At 48.0% G+C, this 21752-nt stretch carries 14 protein-coding genes; all 14 read left to right on the top strand.

The genetic code is table 11. The features are described 5' to 3' along the window. Positions 1 to 30: 30 nt before the first annotated feature. Genes AC1DCV_RS20325 through AC1DCV_RS20260 form a run of 14 tightly spaced genes read left to right on the top strand, consistent with a single transcriptional unit; the run spans position 31 to position 21737 of the window. Positions 31 to 513: a phage tail protein gene (locus tag AC1DCV_RS20325; protein WP_133809455.1), complete on the top strand. Its 483-nt coding sequence runs from the start codon at positions 31 to 33 to the stop codon at positions 511 to 513. Positions 514 to 518: 5 nt separating this feature from the next. After that, the gene (locus tag AC1DCV_RS20320; RefSeq protein WP_208116168.1) at positions 519 to 983 is read left to right on the top strand and encodes a phage tail protein; all 465 of its coding nucleotides are present in this window, start codon (positions 519 to 521) and stop codon (positions 981 to 983) included. A gap of 12 nt (positions 984 to 995) precedes the next feature. Further along, positions 996 to 1175 carry a DUF5908 family protein gene (locus AC1DCV_RS20315; protein WP_441574763.1) on the top strand — a complete coding sequence of 60 codons (180 nt, stop codon included), beginning with the start codon at positions 996 to 998 and terminating at the stop codon, positions 1173 to 1175. Between the two features lies 1 nt (position 1176). Next, entirely contained in the window at positions 1177 to 1968 is a 792-nt protein-coding gene (locus AC1DCV_RS20310; protein WP_477024876.1) for a CIS tube protein, read from the top strand. Next, complete coding sequence (vgrG, locus tag AC1DCV_RS20305) at positions 1965 to 3665, top strand: type VI secretion system tip protein VgrG (RefSeq protein WP_477024875.1); 1701 nt, start codon at positions 1965 to 1967, stop codon at positions 3663 to 3665. The genes AC1DCV_RS20310 and vgrG overlap by 4 nt, the downstream gene beginning before the upstream one ends. A gap of 6 nt (positions 3666 to 3671) precedes the next feature. Next, entirely contained in the window at positions 3672 to 3983 is a 312-nt protein-coding gene (locus AC1DCV_RS20300; protein ID WP_477024874.1) for a PAAR domain-containing protein, read from the top strand. 10 nt (positions 3984 to 3993) lie between these two features. Further along, positions 3994 to 4431, top strand: coding sequence for a GPW/gp25 family protein (locus tag AC1DCV_RS20295; RefSeq protein ID WP_441574767.1), 438 nt, complete (start codon positions 3994 to 3996; stop codon positions 4429 to 4431). Next, the gene (locus AC1DCV_RS20290; RefSeq protein ID WP_477024873.1) at positions 4428 to 8759 is read left to right on the top strand and encodes a hypothetical protein; all 4332 of its coding nucleotides are present in this window, start codon (positions 4428 to 4430) and stop codon (positions 8757 to 8759) included. The genes AC1DCV_RS20295 and AC1DCV_RS20290 overlap by 4 nt, the downstream gene beginning before the upstream one ends. Positions 8760 to 8767: 8 nt before the next feature. Further along, entirely contained in the window at positions 8768 to 12061 is a 3294-nt protein-coding gene (locus AC1DCV_RS20285; protein ID WP_477024872.1) for a hypothetical protein, read from the top strand. 11 nt (positions 12062 to 12072) lie between these two features. After that, positions 12073 to 14037, top strand: coding sequence for a hypothetical protein (locus AC1DCV_RS20280; RefSeq protein WP_477024871.1), 1965 nt, complete (start codon positions 12073 to 12075; stop codon positions 14035 to 14037). After that, the gene (locus tag AC1DCV_RS20275) at positions 14030 to 15394 is read left to right on the top strand and encodes a contractile injection system tape measure protein (RefSeq protein WP_477024870.1); all 1365 of its coding nucleotides are present in this window, start codon (positions 14030 to 14032) and stop codon (positions 15392 to 15394) included. Before AC1DCV_RS20280 ends, AC1DCV_RS20275 begins: the two co-directional genes overlap by 8 nt. A gap of 37 nt (positions 15395 to 15431) precedes the next feature. After that, entirely contained in the window at positions 15432 to 20012 is a 4581-nt protein-coding gene (locus tag AC1DCV_RS20270; RefSeq protein ID WP_477024869.1) for an eCIS core domain-containing protein, read from the top strand. 5 nt (positions 20013 to 20017) lie between these two features. Continuing rightward, a complete protein-coding gene (locus tag AC1DCV_RS20265; RefSeq protein WP_477024868.1) occupies positions 20018 to 20545 on the top strand; it encodes a hypothetical protein in 528 nt (175 codons plus the stop codon). Between the two features lie 7 nt (positions 20546 to 20552). Continuing rightward, a complete protein-coding gene (locus AC1DCV_RS20260; protein ID WP_477024867.1) occupies positions 20553 to 21737 on the top strand; it encodes an eCIS core domain-containing protein in 1185 nt (394 codons plus the stop codon). The last annotated feature ends 15 nt before the right edge of the window (positions 21738 to 21752 follow it).

Genomic DNA, 21752 nt, shown 5'->3' with positions numbered 1-21752 from the left:
TTTTAAAAAGCATTTAAACTTTTATAGCAAATGGCAAAGAGTTATCCTTTCCCGAAATTCTATTTCAAGGTTTCCCGCCCGGAGCAGGAATTTAACAGCGTAGACCAGATCGGTTTCACAGAAGTGAGCGGACTGGATTACCAGGTAGACCTGATAGAATACCGACATGGTAATGATCCCAATTTCTCCAAGATCAAAATGCCAGGGCTCCGCAAGTTCGCGAACGTAACCCTCAAAAAAGGACTCATCCAGGGGTTCAAAGATGCGAATGCAGAATTCTTCAGCTGGATAGGTGATGGTGGAAAACCAGGTTCTGTGCGCAAAAGAGTTGACTACCGCAAAAACATTGTGATTACCCTCAACGATGAAGAAGGCAATCCGGTAGTCGCCTGGACATTGACCAATGCTTTCCCGGTGAAAGTAGCTTTCACAGATATGAAAGCAGATGCCAATGAAGTTGCGGTAGAAACACTGGAACTGGCGATTGAGGATTTGACAGTAGAATATAAATAAATAGTATGCCGGTAATAGGAAATAATTATCCGCCAGCGGGTTTTTACTTCAAAGTCGTGATTGATGGTATGCCCGACAGCGATTCGGAATTCCAGGAGCTGTCCGGGCTTTCCATGAGCATGGAAACACAATCCGTCAAGGAAGCAGGCGAAAACCGTTTTACGCATCAGCTCCCGCTGCCTGCACGCGCGGAGCCACTGGTGCTGAAACGTGGACTGAAAGTCAGTTCACCGCTGGTAGAGTGGTGTCGTAAAGCCATTGAAGACTTCAGTTTTTCGCCCAAAAGTCTGCACATATTCCTGCTGGATGTGGAAGGCGGCAGCCAGGGAAGCCCTAAGCCACTCATGGCCTGGCACCTGGTAAATGCTTATCCCACCAAATGGGAAATCAGTGGATTCAATGCGCAAAACAGCGACATCGCTGTAGAAACGATACAGATCAACTACAATTATTTCACTAAATCTTCCTAAATCATTTTCATCATGCCCATTATTATAAAGGAACTGCTGGTGAAGGCCAATGTAACGGCCACTAATCCCAATGCTGCCGGAAACCCGGTAGCAGCCCCGCAGGCAGGGGTTTCTGAGGCAGTGAAATTAAGCATCATCGAAGAGGCAGTGCAACAGGTGATGGAAATTTTAGAACGACAAAAAGATCGCTGACATGGACGGATCAATTACCAAATTACGCATCGTTTCATTGCCGGGTCCGGATACCTCCGGCAAAGGTGGATTGGGTGGCCTCGGCAGTATGGATGCCAGCACTATTGCATCCACCCTCACCACGAAAATATTTGAAGTGCAGATCAATCCGGAATCCATCAGCAGGAGCTTTAGTATCAAGTATAATGAACCTGATACCAAAGGAACACCCGGTACGGAACTGCAGTTTGATAAAGTAAATCCGGAAGAGCTGGAACTCCGCTTTATCATGGATGGTACAGGCGTAGTAGCGCAAAGCACTATGCCCTCTGCCGACCTGATAGGCAGCGTCATGAATGCATTGCCTGCGGAGGCGCAGGGGGCCTATGTGCCGGTGAGAGTGGCGCAATTACAGGCGGCCGTATATGACTTCAAAGATGAAAGCCATCGTACACCTTTCCTGCTGGTACAATATGGTAAGCTGGTATTTATGGGACTTCTCATGAGCATGGACATCAGTTACAATCTTTTTAGTCCGGATGGTATTCCGCTCCGCGCGGAAATAACGCTCAAGCTCAAAGCGCATACGCCCTTTAAAGATAGTATGGCATTGCTGTCGTTGTTGTCGCCGGATCTTAGTCGCCACCACATGGTGCTGGCAGGAGAAAATATCCTGCGCATCTGTGATGATGTTTATGAAGACGAGAAATATTACCTGGAAATAGCAAAGGCTAATAAGCTCACCAACTTCAGAAACCTGCAACCCGGTACACAGCTTATTCTTCCACCCATCGATAAAAACACGAAAAAATGATTCTGCCACAAACAGCGGAAACGCAGAACAGGGAGACACACAACGTAGCCGTGACCGTTAGGGCCGACGGCAAAGAAGTGACCATGTCTCCGGGTGGCCTGATATCTCTTTCGGTAGGACTGGAATTCAACCGGATTCCCTGGGCCAGACTGGTATTTGCCGATGGTTCCGTGGAAAAACAGGAGTTTGCCAAAAGTAATCAGGACTTCTTTTCTCCCGGTAAAACAGTGGAGATTCTGCTGGGATATGATCAGAAGGAAGAAACTATTTTCAAAGGTATCATCATCCGTCATGCGGTGAAAGTGCAGCAGGACCGCTATTTCCGGCTGGAGATAGAATGCCGGGATGCTGCCGTGAAAACAACGGTAGCCCGCAAGAGCCGCTACTTTTATGATGTTTCTGATAAAGACCTGGTGCAGGATATCCTCAACAGCTATCCGGATGTAACAGCCGGCACCATGGAAAGCCCCGGCTACACCCACAAGGAGCTGGTACAATACAATGTTACTGACTGGGACTTCATGCTGCTGCGCGCAGATGCCAATGGTCTTTGTTTGCATCCGGATGGGGGCACCCTGCATATGAAAAAGCCCGCAATAAAAGCAACGCCGGATCTGCAGGTGCAGTTTGGCATCGGGAATAAAGGCATTCCTATACTGGAATTTGAGTCCGAACTGGATGCCCGGGATCATTACCCTTCCGTGAAAGGAAGTACCTGGGATTACACCCGGCAGGAGGTAGCAGAGGAATCGGCGGGGGCAGACAGCAGCGGGGCAGCCGGTTTATTGTCAGGCGCAGCAGGCGCACTTACCGGCGGCGGCGGTGCACAACGTGATTTTCCGGATGTGCTGTATAAAGATAACCCCGTACAGCTCTATCATGGCGGCGATATGGATACCCAGGAACTCAGCGCATGGGCAGCTGCCAAACAGCAACGGGGAACATTGTCTCACGTAAAAGGCCGTGCCGCTGTGAATGGTGTGAAAGTACAACCTGGCGACACCCTGGAAGTAAACGGAGTAGGAGATCGCTTTAACGGTACCCATCTCATTACAGCAGTATTACACCAGGTGATCAATGGCAACTGGAAAACAGATATACAATTTGGCTGGAATAAAAATTTTGCGGCAGACACAACAGAACCTGCCGCCCCGGACGCTGCGGGCCTTGTCAGCGGTATTCGTGGTCTGCATGCAGGCATCGTGTCTAAGTTAGAAGGCGACAGTCGCAGTGGCGACTACCGCATACAGGTGCGCTTACCTTTTGTAGCACAAAACCCCAATAGCACCAGCGCGGATGGCATCTGGGCAAGAATGGTGAATATCTACGCCGGTGATCAGCGTGGATTTATTTTCAGACCAGAAGTGGGAGATGAAGTGATTGTAGGCTTTATCAACAACGACCCCAATGATGCGGTGGTACTCGGCGCAGTACACAGCGATAAAAATGTGGCACCACAACAGTTGCCGGCCAGCGACCAGAACGCCAAAAAAGGATTGATATCCAAAGCAGGTATGCAATTCATTTTTGACGATGATAATAAGAAAATTCTACTCAGCGCAGGAGATGACAACAGCCCGAAAATAGAGCTGGATGGGAGCGGACAGAAGATCAGTATTACACTGGATGCAAGTACTTCCATTGAGTTATCGGCGCAGGGCATCAAAATAAATGGTACACGAATCGATTTAAACTGATCCATTATGCCAGGAAAACCAGCAGCACGTAACACGGATGTGCATATATGTCCCAAACCACTATCATCGCCGCCGAATACGCCCCATGGCCCCGGACAGGTAATGGCCACCGGCGCGGCAAGGGTATTCATTAATCAGCTGGCCGCCGCCGTGCAAAATGATATGTGTATGTGCGTGGAGCCAGGCAATATGATCAAAAAGGGTTCTTCCTCTGTATTCTTCGGCAGTCAGGCCGCAGCGCGACAAATGGACGAAACCACACATATGCCCGGAGGCATGATTCAAACAGGTTCATCCAATGTATTTATAGGAGGATAAAAACATCATCATGGAATATTTATTCTTAAATCCGCAAAATGAACAAAAAGCCTTTCTCGGTAAAGGCTGGGCATTTCCGCCGGCCTTTGACCGTACTACAGGCAAAGTAGGGATGGCACAATATGAAGAAGATATTGACCAGAGCCTGCGGATATTATTCAGTACCAGTGTGCGTGAACGGGTGCTGCAACCAGACTTCGGCTGCAATCCTGAAGACTATGTTTTCTCCGCGCTCAACGTCACTTTTCTTACTTACCTGGAAGACCTGATCCGGAAAAATGTAGCTAAATACGAAGCACGTATAAAAATATTGTCGCTCGTAATTGCACCCACAGAACTGGAAGGTACACTGGAAATACAGATGGACTATGTAGTCAGAACGACTAATAACAGGTTTAGCATCGTATACCCATTTTATAAACAAGAGGGCACAAACGTGGAGTTATGATACTACACTGCAACACATTACGCCATCCGTTGATACATGGAGGCACACAACAGCGGGACAGACTGCTGATAAGTCTTATTCCCGATCAGCTGAAGCTGGATGATCGCGCTATAGAAGAATTGATTGCCTTTGCAGGTGGATTGTCTGCGCATGTACGCCACTGGGGACCCGATAACAAGGAAGCCGGCGACTGGCTGCCTTTCTGGGAATCCGACACCACCAGTTTGTTAGCCATCCTCGCTGCTACAGACCTGGATAGTCCGCGTACTGCTTTCCGCTCAAAGGAAATATTGTATCGCCGCCGCAGAAAGCAGGAAGACATGGGCACTGCCAAACCCGGTGAACAGTCATCTGCTGCTATTATGGAGGAGATGATCAAAAGTACCGAATGCGGTATCTACGGCCTGGCGCTCACGATCCTTCACATCTGCCAGAAAATTCCGGCAGATCATCCGCTGAAACAGGATATCCTCAATGTGATCAGCAGCATGCTGCCGGATCCGCTTTATCGCCTGATACAATTTCATAAGGCGATAGATCCCAACGCGATTAAACTGTACGAAGGATTTATTGGTACCTACGGCTGCGCTGCGCCATGGGGGCTGAAAGACAAAGCTGCCTTCGAATGTATAGATTTCGTTTTACCTTATGAATATATCGATGAATTGTGGAGTCTTTTTCTGAAGTTCTACAAAGCATTATCCATCATACTGGAAAAAGTACGGAAAGCTTTTCAGAGCTCCCTCCGTTCCCGCCACAACCATGAACCACATATTGCACTGTTCATTACTTTCCTGCATCTTTTTAAACACCTGCAGGATGAACTCAATAGTCAGGTAGAAAAACATTTACTGTTTTATTACCACGATGTATTGCGCCTCGAAAAAAGGCAACTGGTGCAGGATAAAGTACATGTGGTATTTGAGCTGGCACTCAAACTGCCGCCACATCTCATCACTGCCGGTACGGAACTCAAAGCAGGCGCGGACAGCAACGGGCTGCCCATGAGTTATGCATTGACAGATGAACTGGTGATTTCACCCGTAAAACTGGTGGAACGTCAGAACCTGTATATGAGAGAAGAAATACAAAACGGTGTACCCATTAAACGTGCGTATGCGTTACCTGCCGCTGATAAAAGAGATGGCCTGGAAGAAGAGTGGCCGGCAGGCACGAAGGCATGGCGCGCACTTTCAGGAGAAACGGTATACGACAGACTGATGTACCAGAACCGGAAAATTCAGGGGCTGCTGGATCAGTATGAAACACGTCCGGTGGCCGTGATCAAAGAGCAGATCAAACTGACCAAAAAACTGGAACAACTGCAGGCTTATGCAGGATTTAGTGTAAGCAGCACAGAACTCTGGATGGCAAACGGTTTGGACCGGATGATCTCCATGGAGTTCCTGTGCAATGGTATCGATATCGTGGATATACTGGATAGCTTCGAGGTAGAAATTTCCACAGAAAAAGGTTTGATGAAGTTGAACCTGTATGATGGCAGCATTACTGACTATTATGGCACCTACAATAATACCGGCATGCCGGATGAAATGCTGACTAAAATCCGTAATGAGTTTTACGAAGCAGTAGGATATGCACAGCAATCAGGCATTGCGCCGGATGCCCAATTCAGCCTGTACAACAGGGTGGTGAGAGTAACGCCTTATAGCGGAGGTGATCTGAACAAGGCAGAAATGGTGAAGAAAGATGGCATGACAGCCTGGACACAACGGATCATCATCTGGTTACATCCAACATTCCCCGCTGTACTACCGATAGATGATCATACACCTCCTTTTATCCGTTTTAAAACCAGGGATTTAAAGGAAGACGATATCACGGTATGGCAGGCGAAAGTGTTTACCTACAGTGGTGAATTGTACAGGTATGCAGAAACGCCATCGGATTTTCTGGGTCAGTTGATCCAACCTGGTCAGCCAGGCATCTTCTACCGGCAAACACCGGAAGGACAAGTGGAATCCAGGAATCAGCTGGTGATAGGTAAAACAACATCGGTCGTCTATATCCGGTTCCAGGAGTTGTTTTTCAAAGACCCCGCCTATTTTTATATGTGGCATGCCGGTAATGATTCCCTGTCTTTGAACAACAAAGCATTTTTATATAACGGGGACTGGAAGGTAATAAATGATAATGGTGGACCAGACATTACAGGATATACCGAAAAAGAAGGCCCACTGCAGGCATCCGGGAAATTCCCGATAGACCTGTCCGGTAATGTATCCGGCTGGATCAGGATGGATGCCATCTGGGAGGGTGATAATTTTTATGTGCTCGATGCCAATAATTTTGTATTTGCCTATCGTACCAACCCGGTAACTATCCTGGCAGATCAGATACTGTATCCCAGAACGGATGGAAGATTGTCCAGCAGACACTTTTTCAGCGCCTTCAACTCTTTGGGTAACTGGGAAGATTTGTCTGGTGAAGGTATCAGCCCTGCACCGGTGATGACGATGCCAGAGCCACAACAGCCTATTGGCCCGGAATTGTTTGATGATCGCCGTCCCAGACCAGCTCCAGCAAATGGTAATCTCTTCCTGGGCTTTGAACAACTGACTCCAGATCAAACATTATCACTGCTATTCAAAACGGCCCCGGGCACCGGTAATCCGGATCACTATGCACCGGAGATAGCCTGGTCCTACCTCGCAGATACCTGGATAGAATTGCCACCGCAATATATACTCAAAGACACTACACTGGGCATGCAGCAAACCGGTATTATCCTTTTCCAGATTCCGGACGATATCAAAAATGGTAACACTGCTATTACCGGAAAGGATGGTCGCACAGACCTTTACTGGCTGCGCGCTTCCGCCGTAGAAATACCGGAAGATGATGTTATGGTAGATGCCCTGCCTATGCTCATCGATATTCATGTAAATGCAGCGGAAGCTGAATTCCGCGATAATAATAACGCAGAAGATCACCTGGTTGATGGCATCCCGCCGTCTACGATCACTGCCCTGAAATTCCGGGATGTAAGCGTGAAATCTGTCACCCAGCCTTATGCTTCTTTCCATGGCCGCACCTCCGAACAATCGGATCGCGATGGCTATCTCACACGGATACACGAAAGGCTCCGTCATAAAGACAGGGCAGTCACTACCTGGGATTATGAAAGATTGCTGCTCGAGGCTTTCCCGGAAATAGACGTGTTGAAATGTTTGCCACATTCCCGGCGCATTTACACTGCCCGGCCGGGACATGTAACGGTAGCGGCTATACCGTTTCCCAATAAGATGACCGGCAACCGTATGTTCTATCCCATTTTTGAAGCAGGAGAACTGACCTCGATGAAACAATTCCTGGCCGCACGAAACAGTTATTTCGTGGGCGGATACGGAGAACCTGGTTTCTGTTGCTGCAACGATGATTGCGGATGCGATGACGGACATGATCGCCTGGATGTTATCAACGCCCGGTTTGAACCTATCAGGATACGGGTGTGCGTACGCTTCTATCCGGGAAAAGATATTCCTTACTATACCAAGGCACTGAATGAGGCATTGAAATTATTCCTGGCGCCATGGGCTACCGGTAAGAAACCACTGCTGTTCGGTACGCCGGTTAACAGAACCCGCTTACTGCAGTTCCTGGAAAACCTCGACTACCTAGATGTAGTAACGAATCTTAAAATAAAACATTTCTCTTCCCGGCAGATGGCGGAAGAATTTGAGGATATCCTTGAATGGAGCGAGGTAGATGTGATTACACCGTATACCGCCGCCTCTGTACTCACCACTTACCTGGATCGCCTCAATGAAGATAATCCCAATGTAATAGATCACGACATCAACGTGATTAAAGACAATGACCGCTGCGCCTGTGGTGGTTGTGAGGAAGACCGGCCACCAACGTTAGCGCTTGATGAGTATGTGACACCAGCACCGGAAAAAAAGGATACCTACCGGGTACCAGATAGTACCCCGGCACCGGCAAATGCAGACACGGTCAAGGTTCCGGATACCAGGCCAGCGGTGGCTAAAACAGATACCGTGAAAGCACCGGTAGCTGGGGATCATACAAAGCAATTGCACGACTTGCTGGCAAAGGCCTGGCAGTCCCGGCTCATACATGCAGATGCCATTATCAAGGCCATGGTCAAAGTGCTGAAGAAAGAAGTGGAAGAAAAAATACTGACAGGTAAAATTCCAACGGACCCCCGAAAAGGAGTCGCCGGAGAACATGCATACCGTATTACGCCTGTGTTACAAAACAACCTGGTGACTGCCATGACAGTGGATCTTGCATTCACTGCCGGCAAATTCACTACTATCAAAATAGATAAGCCCCAAAAATAAATTAACGTATGAGTACTTCTCTCATCATACCTAAAGATCCGTTGTATCCACCTTCCATGGACTGGCAATTGCTGCGCAGGGAAGGGATCCGGCATATCGAAAATCTCGCTTCAGATATCTGGACAGATTATAATTTGCACGATCCGGGTATTACCATCCTCGAGATACTTTGTTATGCGATCACGGATCTGGGGTATAGAAGCAATATGTCGCCGGCCGACTTGTTTGCAGTGCCCAACAATGATTCATTTTACACCGCTGCCCAGATACTGCCTTGTGCCCCGGTAACCGCCCTGGATCTGCGAAAGATCCTGATCGATATGCCCGGTGTACAAAATGCCTGGGTACAGCAACTGGAAGATGCCGAAGTGCGCTTCTTCTGGCCGGATGGTTTCCTGGATGGATATGCCACGGCACAATTGAAGCCTTATTTCGATATGGTTGGAGGAACAGTCACATTACCGAAGATAGATAGTATCGATACGGAACTCCTGAAAGCTTTCAATGGCTGTATCAGTGATAAAGAAAAAGAAGCCGCCAGGCAAAAGTTCCGGAAGGAATTATTGGATAGTTTACTGAAAGCTAATCCCGATGAAGGATTCAAAAAAGTGATGCTGCTCTACATGGCAGCAAATTACTACGATGAATCATTATTCTTTGTGGAAAGCTACCTGCTCACTCTGGATCTTCCATTAGATCCGGCAGACGACTTCAATTCCTTAATCAATTGGCTGGCCGCGCTACGCCGCGATATGGGCGGATTCAACGGCATGAGCGATCTGATTGCATTAATAGATAAAAATAAAGATCTGCAGGCATTCTTCTACTTTGATCCTTTGCTATGTCTGTATTTTGCAGGTAGTTTGCGTATCGGTGAATTGCCCGAAAAAGATCAGCCGGCAGATTATAACCTCTTCCTGCCACAAGGCATCTACAGCGTTACACTGCGACTGGAAGAAGGGTTTGAAGGAGATGAAGCGGATATCATTGCGGAAGCTAAAAGAAGACTGCATCGTGTACGCAATCTCAGCGAAGATTTTCATCCGGACGTGCATATTTCGGAAACGGTAGGATTGGGGCTGGACCTGGCGTTGGAGCTGGACCCTGCCGCTGATAAATGGGAGGTGCTGGCCAACGTATATCGTGCCGTAGCACATTATTTATCTCCCGTTATCCGTTTCTACAGCCTGGAAGAAATGATGTACCGCTATGCACAGTTTGAAATAAACCCTGCGGTAATAGACGCGTTGCAAGCTGCACAGCTCCCGGATGATTTGACGACTGCCCTGCAAAGTTTATTGAATAAACGTTTCACCAGCGATGCTGCCTTCAAAGCTGCCGTGACAGGGGTATGGGATCCTGTTGCCATGGATGATTATTACAGCGATGTGTTCATTCAGGCAAAAAAATATTATAACGCAGACCCGGTGTATAAAGGACCGTTGCTGCAGCATGGCTTTATTGATGAAGCAGAACTGCTGCAGGCACAGCCCAGGCAAACGGTATACCGTTCCGACCTTTACCAGATTATTGCAGCGGTAACAGGTGTGGTGCAGATCGAAAGACTGGATATGTACCTCTGCAAAGATCGTGATGAAGAGGTGAGTGTCGAAAAATGGTGTATTGAGTTAGATTGCAAATGTCTCCCGGCTCTCAGTATTGACTGTTCGTCTTTTGCGGTCATCTCCCATTACAAAGAAGTGCCGATAGACATGCTCCGGCTGAAAGAATACCTGGATGTACACCCGGACAGTACCACCAAAATAAACCGGGAACAACAACTGGATCTGACAGTGCCGGATGGTCGTGTGCTGACTGATCTGACGGACTTCACCAGCGTACAGGAAGATTTTCCGCGTACCTATAAAATCGGTAATACCGGGATTTCTAAAAAGCAGCCAGAGCTGCGCCAGGCGCAGGCCAAACAGTTGAAGGGATATCTCTTTTTCTATGACCAGCTACTGGCTAACTATCTGACCCAGCTTTCCAGTGTAAAAACTTTTCTGTCTGTTAAAGGTGACGATGCCGCCATGTATCAGGCGTTGTACAACATTCCCGGCATAAAAGAATTATTGCTGGACTATAAAGGGGCGCAGGTAGTGGAATCCACCCTCAATAAAGTAGATCCTAATCCCGAATGGGAGGCGTTTAAGGCCGATGATCAGAACGCTTACATCACCGCATTAAAGCAGCTCACAGAAGGTAGTGATACCGATCAGCAAATTTACCATAACCGCCTGCTGGATCATATGCTGGCGCGTTTCGGGGAACAGTTCACCGATTATGCACTTCAGTTGTACCGCATCGAAATGCCGCTCTCTGATGGAGATGCATGGGCTATCGATGAAGGGCTGCCGGAAAGTATTGCAGATAAACAACGCTTTCTGCAACAGGTGCCAGCATTGGGAGCCAAACGCGGTAGCGGTTTTATATACCAGTTTGAAAAAGATGAGTTGCGTTATTGGAAAACAGATAACGTTGAAGGCGTTCGTAAAAGAGTATGCGCTATCCTGGGCATGTCTGATGCTACCAGGCATACCATCACCTGCGAGCCTGTATTTGAAGTAGGCGTAGGCGAAACGGACAACCTCGGAAATACCAGTACTGAAACAGAGTATGTGTTTTATATCCGGCCACAGGGCGCCGGGGGCGCCCGTTTGCTAGTGAGCGTTGAACGTTTCAGAAGTTTTGAACAGGCTAAAAAAGCAAGACTCGATTTCCTTAACAGGGCTGGTGATGGCAGTGCCTACGATATCGTAGATGAAAACGTGGTTGGCTTCTGGCTGAATATACCGCCCGCATCACGCACTGTTAAAAATGCGCTGATGCTGGAACCTTCACCAGGTCGTGAAGGGGCTGCAAAACGATTGGAATATCTCAGGGGCCTGGCCTCCGGGAACTGCAATGACGACAGTTTTCACCTGCTGGAACATATTCTTTTACGGCCGCGTAATACCACTTTTACGCAGTTGTTAACCCCCATGATCTGCTGTCCGGAAGATGTGGCACTGCTGGATCCATACTCTTTCTGGATCACCATCGCATTGCCGGACTGGGCAGACCGCTTTAAGGATAGTGACCGGCTGGAAGTGTTTATGCAAACGCTTCGTCGTGAAATGCCCGCACATCTTTCCGTACGGTATGTCCTGTTAAGCAGAACAGATATGCTGGCATTTGAGGCCACCTATAACGAGTGGATAAAAAGGCTTTGCACAAAGCAACAGCCGGGTCTCGCTGAAGCCAATGATGCATTGGTAGCGCTGATGAATAACTGGAAGGAAAATCAGATTCATTATTTCTAACAACCCGATTCATGAAAGAAACTATTGATACCTGTTTTGCCGGCAACGGCGTGGTTTGCGGTCTTGAAGTACACGTAAATTCAGATTGCTCTATTGAAGTAACAGAAGGTACCGTGATACTCCCTGATGGTACGATATTACATACCCCACAAAAGAAGTTCCGGTATTACGTAAAGCCCCTGCCTGCGGGGAATGATAATGGGGAGACGACCACCAATAACAGTCAGACGGTAAGTCAGTTTATGCTCGCTTACCTGAAACTGGATAAGCTGGATCCGAAACATATGGAGTTCCTGCAACTGGCGGCAGATGGGGCAGCACCCGATGCGGTAGACTCGCTGAAGCAACAGCATCCCGATGATATTCCGGAACGGAATCTTAACAGGGATAAAATTATTTTATTATTGGCGCTCCCCGGTAGTGAAGAATCGGGCCCTGATTTATACTGGATACTCGTTACCCGCAATGCCATGGCAAGGGCAGCAGGTATAGAAGCACCGAAAGAAGACGATGACCAGTCGCTTTTTTCCAAAGCATTTTCGCCCGATGATATTGATATTGCAGCAGTTGATTCTTTTCTGCGCCCCGTATTGCAATTGCCGCTGCTAACCATTCCCCGCTTCGGTTACCGGAAACTGGCGATTGTTAACCCGGCAATAGGTTTAAAGGAAAGTAACCTGCAACCGCCTTTCCAGACGGTAACTACCTACGAGCAGATCTTCTTTGAATACAAAGGTATCATCGATGATTACATGCAGGAATTCCGCGATGCATTGAAATTATTACATGACCTCTTTGGTCCGCTGCTTTCTCATAAGGGTGCGGCCACGCTGGAGTTGTACCGGAAAATCCTGGTGCTTAAACTGAGCGCTTTTTATGAAGAAGGGTTGCATCTCTATTACATTCAATACGTCTACGACTGGTTACGTGATCTGACTACGGCCTATAACGAACTGGTGCTAAAACTGAATGGCTACCGCGGCAAATGCACCTGTACGGACCTCACGGCACAGGACAGCAAAGGTTTAGTGGTATTGCTGGGGCCTGTTCTCGGCGGCCGCACTACCTATCAGCCTCTGATATTCCGCGACCTGGCCATCATCGCTGAAAGAGATGCCGCTATCCGGGAAGTACGTTGTATGCACTGGCGCATGATGGTGATGATACGTACTTTCGATCTTCCTTTTTTACAACTGGATAAAGCCCTGGCCTATACCAACCAGGCGATAGAGGATAAACTGGATTCCACAGACTACTGGGAGTCGCTCGTTAACCCCGATGATAACGATGAGTTTAGAAATCTTCCAATAAAGTTAACGCCTACACGTAGTAGTGCTGGCCCGCTGGGTAAAACGGCTATTCCTTACTATTACCCGCTGGACAGCAACAGCGTTTATTCTGTGCACCAGTTCTGGGATTATGAAACCACCGTGTTGCGGCGTACAGATACGCTGTTGTCGTACAATGCATATTTGGGTGATGAAGATAAATCTTCTACCGATGTGATCAACGATAGCTACAGTACCCGGCCGGAAGTATTGATGCCACTGGCATTCAACTTTGAACTCATGCACTGGCTGCGGGTAGAAGGGCATATGGGAAAAGCCATTGCTTTAAATGGTGATAGCAAAACCTTTTATCTCGAAGGTTTTGATCTGGGGAAATACCTATTGGAATACAATCTCTGTGTAGATGTGATTGCTGTGATGATTAACAGTGCCACCACGCTCGCACAGCTGCAATACCTGCCCGGGCTGGAACATCGGCCTGCACTGCAACAGGGACAAACACTGGTATTGGTCTTCACCGACAACGATGAACAGATAGAACTGAATGAGTGCAGTAAAACAGACCGGGCGGAAATAAAAGGATATACCGTTGTGGCTGATTTCTTTTTGCCATACCGATTTGACTGTTGCCCGGTGACGAGTATTGATTATTACACCCTGAATCCGCAACCAATAAATCGTGGGTGATCAACAACATATCATCGGACGGATGGAAGTGCAGGTAAATGCCTCCCAACCATTGCTGGCAACCCAATTGCAGCAGCAACTGGGCTACCGTTTGCATACCGCAGATTTTATCAGGCAACTATCGGCCCTGCTCGATGGGTTGGTTGGTGAAACGGAATATATAGAGATTCCGACCATTGCTATTTCGCTGGAATGTACTGATGATAAGGATTTTCATGAACAATTATTATCAAAACTGTCTATTGCCATAAAAGAACAGCTGGCAAAACAACAGCCGGAAAATATTATCCTGACTAACGGTAGTGAATACACGACTGCACTCCGCCTGTTCTTTTTAAAATATGGGATCCGTGCTTTTTACAATGGTGCCGATATGATCACGGCATTGCAGGAGGAAATAAAAGCATTGCCCAACCGGGAACAACCGGAACTGGAACAGCTGTTGAAAACTGCCGGTAAGGAAGATCTGATCGTATGGACACGATTATATTATTTGCTGGGCGTGGTTGGTATGAAGCAATTTTTCCTGCGCACCTTTTCCTGCAACGAAGCCACCCTGAAGACGCTGATGGAGCAGGAAGCTGCGGGGACAGGTAAATCAATGCCATACACCACGGCCGCCCGGGGGAACGCCACCTCGGCTGATACTGTCACACTTGTACCCAATAATCTATTGCCAAATGCAGAGCAGTGGCCGGTATTTTTTCAACACATGCTGTTGGGAAATGAACGGCCACTTTTTGTTCCAACGGTAACCGGCAAAGAAAATACTGATGCCTCCCTCCGTACTAACGCCGTTAATCCTACTGTTACTTCAGCTGCTTCTCCGGCAGCTGTTGCCATGTCACTGGCAGCGCAGCTGCAACGGGGATTACAAATCGAAAATGCAGGACTGGTATTGCTCTGGATGGAATGTGGACGGCTTTTCAGAACGTTAGGTTATGTGGTGGACCGGCAATTTATCAATGAAACTGCACAGCAACGGGCCATCCTGTTGCTGCATTATATCTGTTACGGCAATGCCGCCACCGGTGGGGAAGAAGACTGGCTGTTGAATAAACTGCTCTGCGACTGGCCCCTGCATATGCCCGTAGATCCGGAGCTGGCGCCGGATGACGCAGCGAAGCAGGCAGCCGGAGAAATGCTGACAGCCTACATGGAAGCATGGCGCAAAGACCGGAAATTTTCTACGGCCTGGTTCAGTACTGCTTTTCTGCAAAGAGAAGGACAACTGTCACGCCGCAACGATGGCGCCTGGATGTTGACCGTAAATACCCGGACAGAAGATATTCTCATTAACAAGGTATCGATGGTAAAATATGCCTGGATGCCACAAATATTATACGTGCAGTGGTAAGCTGCAGATGTATATTGATTTACCCTGAAATGACTCCATGAGCGAAAGCGGTGTCCATAACGCGCCTCCCAAGGCAGGCCTCAAAGCAGGTAAACTTTTCCGGAAAGAAGAGTCGCCGCAGCGGCGTGCGTCCCAACAGGTACAACCTTTTTTTGCGGCTACTATTTCCCGGGAAATGGATACAGAAGCGGCCATGCCGGATATTCAATCCTTATTTATACCTGGGATTAGCAGGTGGGCCGAAGCCGCGTCCGTGCAGGCAAAATGCAAGGACTGTGAACAGGAAGAAGAAATAAAACGGACTGCATCGGAAGAAGAGGCACCCGTGCAGGCAAAATGCAAGGACTGCGAACAGGAGGAAGAAATAAAACGCACGGCATCGGAAGAAGAAGCATCGGTGCAGGCAAAATGCAAGGACTGTGAACAGGAAGAAGAAATAAAGCGGACTGCATCGGAAGAAGAAACCTCCGTGCAGGCAAAAAGTACAGAAGAGGAAGCGCCCGTACAACGTTCTGCTGAGGAAGACGAAACAGTACAGGCAAAATGTGCAGATTGTGAAGGCGCGGAGCAACTGCATACCAAGCCGGATGAATCCACTGCCACAGTTCCCATGCCGGTGCAGGCCAGCCTGAAAGTAGGTAGACCCGATGATCCACAGGAAATAGAAGCCGACCGGATGGCCGAAAAAGTATTGCGCATGCCGCAACTATCGTTTACCGGTGGTGGCGGCAGTCGCCCGGAAGGCAATGGCAATAATAATATTCAACGGAGTGAGGAGGAGGGAGAAGAGGTACTCACCAAACCCGTAAAAGGATTACAACGCGCCGGCGATGGTAGTTTCCATACCAGCGATAGTTTTTCTGCCCGCCTCAAAACAAGTGAGTCCGGAACTCCGCTGGCGGAACCGGTACGGAAAAACATGGAAAGCGCATTCCAGGCCGATTTCAGCGCAGTGCGTATTCATACCGGCACGGAAGCAGCTTCGCTGAGCCAGGAGATCGGAGCGCAGGCATTTGCCTACCAGCATCATATTTATTTCGGAGAGAATAAGTACCAACCGGAATCGACCAATGGCCGTTTCCTGCTGGCACATGAACTTACGCATACTGTCCAACAGGGCGCTGCTAAAACCGTGCAGCGCGATGAAGAGAAAGGGGAAGAAAAGGAAACCTCCTGGACAGATATGCTGCTCAATGGTGCTGAATCTGTGTTGCAATCGCATTTACCGGCAGATATCTACGAGTTTTATAAAGAGGTAAAAACACAAGGTGTTTTTGGTTATATCAAAGGCGCATTGTTCGGCCTTTTCCGGGAACTCTTCAATGGATTAGGGTTTTCAGATGAGCAGTTTATGCTCATCATCCAGATATTTATCCATCTTAAAAATCAGCTCCCGGTTATCCTCGATGGGCTTTCCAAAGGTGATTGCAAGCCGTTGTTTGCTGCATTGAACCTGCTCTCCGTGGTGGTGAAAGCCATTGCCGGTGCCGTATGGGACCGGCTGATGGAAGCCATAGAGCCACTACGACAATGGCTGAATAAGATCTGGGATACCTATATGGCGCCCGCCCTCGACAAGGTCACCGCCTTTGCGGGTAAAGTGTGGGATCGCATCAAAGATTTTGGCAGATGGATCTGGAATAAATTTGATGCCATCATTATTCAGCCCTACCGCGATGCCTGGGCCTGGATCTGTAAAAAACTGGGCATCAACAGCTCCGATGAAGGGGGCTTCATGGACTTTGTGTCGGCCAAACTAAACGAAGCGTGGCAGTTTATTAAAACACAGCTACGCCCCGTGATAGAACCAATACAGAGCGTGATCAGCGGTATTGGCGCCATGATTAATATGGATGCCATCCGCAAGTTGCAGGACGATGCCACCAAATGGCTGGACAGTGTAGCAGATACAGCTACCGCGATGGGGAATGATGATGATGCCGTGGCCAACAAACAAATGACCCTGCGGGATGTGTTACTGCCGGCCCTCAACAAATCGATCGACCGGATTAAAGTAACCATCATTGCTGCTGGTCAATGGGTATTGGAAAAAGTAAATAATATAGCCGTTAACGTAAGTAGCTTCTTCAGTGGGCTGCAGAGCAACGAATATCTCAGCCCGGTGTATTCGCTGGTGAGCTGGGTCCCTAAAGCTATTGACAGCATCAAAGATTGGGCGGAAGATAAAGTAGTGTGGATCTTTGAACGTATTTATGCCGGCATGGAAGATGTACGCGCATTTATGCAACGCGTAATTGATATGCTCCTGAAGCTGGTAGCGGTAGCAGGTAATGTGCTGGACTTTTTGGGAGACTTCATCCTCGGGCCTTTTGCCCTGGTACCGAAGTGTATCAAGGATCCTGTCATGGACTGGCTCACGGAAGTGATCCTGAAAAAGATACCAGTCATTGCTGAATTCATAGACCTGAAAGAAAAGTGGCCGCAGATCAAAGCTGCAGCGCTTACTGTGATACAACAAGTGTTCGTGGATGGTAAACTGGCCCGGGGACTCTGGACATTCTTCCGCAATCTCCTGAGTTTAATTGGCATCGATCCAACGCTCGTCACTGCTGTTATTGCCAAAGCCGCGCACAACTTCTCCGACATCATCAAAAAACCGGGAGAATTCCTGAAGAATGTATGGAACGTGATCAAAGGAGGCTTTGTCCGCTTCTATGATAATCTCGGTACACACATGTTGCACGGCGCGCTGGAATGGCTGTTTGGTGAAGTGAAAGGAGCCGTAGCGGTAGCACCGCCATCTGATTTTAGTCTCCGGAATATACTGGGATATGTGCTGGATCTTTTCGGCATCAACATGGAGAATGTATACAAACGGATGGAAGAGAATCCTAAGATAGGCAAAGAGCGTGTAGCGAAGATGCGGAAAATGCAGGATGTGTTGACAGGAGCCCTGGAATGGGTGACTGTTTGGATAAAGGAAGGCGCAGAAGGACTGCTCCGCAAAGCAAAAGCAAAACTGGACGACCTCACGGATATGGTCATCAGTGGCATTGTTAGCTGGGTATCAGAAAAAATATCTGCAGAAATTATGAAGCGCCTCGCTACCAGTGCTGACCCGCTGGGCATAGGCGCTACCATCAATACCCTTATCCTGGTGTATGATACCATGAAGACAGGTATTGCCTATGTAAACAAAATGCTCAACCTGGCGAACCAGGCCATGGATAACCTGGCAGAAATCATTGGCGGAAAACTGGAGCACGCACAGATAGCTTTTGAAGAAGTGCTTGCCAAGGCAGTACCGGTAGTAATAGGATTTTCGGTAGAAGTCATTATCGGACCAGTAGGAGATAAGATCAAAGATATCGTAACTGCTGGCCGCAAAAAGGTAGATGATGCCATAGACTGGCTGATCAATGGTGCACTCAGCGTCATAGACACGATCCTCAAAGCAGGAAAGGCGGCATTGAATAAAGTGCTGGGATGGCTGGGACTTCGTAAGGAGTTTAAAGCCGAAGACGGAGAAATGCATGCCATCTCTTTTGCCGGTTCGGAACAAAGTGCGCAGCTGATGGTACAGAGTACCCCCATGAAGTTTGACAATTGGCTGGCTGCCATTGTAGTTGATAAACCGCGCAGTCCGGAAGGAAAGAAAATGCAGGCCAGGAAAGACAAAGCAAAAAATAAATATGCACAGATTACGGCAGTTGAAAAGAAGAAAGAAACACCTAAATATACAGCAGAAGACAAGGAAAAAGAGATCAGGGCACTGATGGATCAACTAAGCGTTATAATGGGACCTTTGTTCAAGAAAGACATCGTCGGATTTATTGATCCGGAACTGACGTTTGGTGCCCTTAACCCAACGACCCAATTCGGTACGGAAATGCATACGAAAAAACTGACGAAGAAGAGCAAGCTGGTAGGCACTGAACCGAATCAGGGTATGGCTCCTGCGTCATATAAAAATATGAAACGCCGTAGGAAAGATAGCGGTCCATACTATATACTCGGGCATTTGTTAAATCAACAAGTAGGAGGAAGCGGGGATGACTACAGAAATCTGACTCCGTTGACCGGAAAGGCAAATGCTACTCATCGTGACATGGTAGAGCAGAATGTTAAAAAAGCCGTGGAAAGCGGTTTAATGGTGGACTACCTGGTAAAACCCAGTTATAGCCTGACGACACCGGCTCCATGGTCGGCAGCAGAAGCCGCCAAAATACCTCCCGGAGAGGATTTGAAAGAGATACTTTCCATTAGAAAGGATGAGCGGAATGTGCCATCCTCCCTTAGCTGTACAGCATTATTTGTGGATCCTGCTACCTTGAAACAAACGAAAGTAGTAAGTAAAACGATAGATAATAAAGTCGATCAGCGACCCGAATCCTATTATTTAACGGAACGGACGAAGGATCCTGTATACCTGGATTGTGGTAACGCCAAAAAGATAGAGAAAGGAATTGATAACATGACAGAGGACTGGGCCAAGGCGATTGTTAAGATCATGAAGGACCGTGGAGGTGTAAGATTTGCCACTTACCAGTCGCTCATTGAATATAAACTGAACGGTAAGTTTGTATTCAGTAAAAGAGAACGGGATAAGCTGAATGTGATACTGGCTCCAACATATGTAAAACTATATACAACATAAAATCTATGCGAAGCTTCATTCAAATGTTATTGGCATTGCTTACACTTACGGTGATGATCTGGGTGGTATGGCAGGGATATCTGCTGTTAAGGCAGGAACAGCTGGGCCTGGAACCCGGTACGCGGGCCATGGTAATCATCTTTGCAGCAGTGGGTATTATTTGCACCTTCATCCTCAGTAATGCTATCAGCAATCATAGTGATAAGATTATGCAGGGAAAGCAGTTCACCTATCGGGCAGATCTATACGAAAAATGCCTGGATGCCTGGCAGTCTGTGGTAGATGAACTGACGGCGGAGCAACAGGAGAAAGTAAACCTCGATTTTCAGGAACTGGAGGTACAGTTGGGGTTGATCGCATCTGCTAAAGTAATCAAGGCATTCCGCGAACTACAGCAGGCTGCGGCAACAGATGGTGTGCATGCAGCTGCATCAGTGGCCGCCCGGCAACGGCTGCTGCTGGCTATGCGCGAGGACATGGGAATCACGACCGATTATTTCGTGAAAAAAGAAATTCAACATCTCTCTAAATAATAATACCATGGCTGTAAAAAAACAACTGCGCCGAAAAAAGAACAAAGGAGAAGGAAGGCCGGCGCAGCAATTCTTCCAGGCGGAGCCATCGCATGAAACGGCAGAAGCAAATGCACAGTTTTTTCCGCCAGGTGCAAAGCCACAAGCCAAACTAACCGTCAGCACTCCTGGTGATCCACAGGAACAGGAAGCCGATCAAATGGCCGATAAGGTGATACAACGGGCTTCTATAGATACCCATAACATGGATCAGCGTGATGACCAGGTAGGCATCGCCACTAAAAAAGAAGGCAGTGCTGCATCAGCGCCTAAAGCAGTTGGGAATGCACATACACCGTCCGGTGTGGTGCCCAAAGGAGGTGGCAATACGTTACCCACCGGTACTGCAGCAGAGATGTCAGGTAGCTTCGGTTATGATTTTGGTAAGGTGCGTATTCACACCGGCACGGAAGCACAGGCCGCCGCAGCACAACTACAGGCGCAGGCATTTACTTATGGCGGCGAAATTTATTTCAATAAAGGAAAATATAACCCCGGTACCCGGGAAGGTAAATGGCTGCTGGCGCATGAACTAACGCATGTGGTACAGCAACAGGGGCAACAACTCAGCATCGTACAAAAGAAAGATGTACCGGAAATATCTACCCCCGTACCTAAGAAAATGAAAACAGATACCGATACCGCTGGTCACGTGCTGAGTGCATCCGGACAGGTGGGTAAAGTGAAAGTGATCATATTACCGGATATCATAGGAGAGGTGCCGCCGGGAAAATCTGCGATGACCCGTACCTCCTACGTTGCAGGAGGCCCGTCTTACGAATCTAAAAATGATAAGATATCTAAAATCGTAGGATCCGCTACCCTGGAAATTACGATTCAAACCACCTATAAACCGGGGGCTGATCCTAAGTCTACCTCTGTCTATGGCCGCGGTACTACCAAAAAGGATAAGAAAGCGGGTCATACCACGCTGCGTTTTCATGAAGGTAGTCACGGCTCTTTTGTATTCAGCTACCTCGCCAAACATAAAGTGCCGTCCTTTGGCGGAGCCGTAGGGCAATCCGTTGACAAATTTGTAGAAGCGGGTGAAAAATACAACGAAAAAGTAGCGGAGTATATGGCTAAGCTGGATGCTGCCAACGAAAAAGCAGTGGATTGTACAGGCACCAAAGATGCCGCCTGCACACCCTGATGACCCTGAAAAAAT

This window comes from Chitinophaga sp. 10T418 (genome assembly GCF_056394125.1).
The sequence above is the reverse complement of the archived record's forward strand: the minus strand, read 5'-3'. Positions and strand labels throughout refer to the sequence as shown.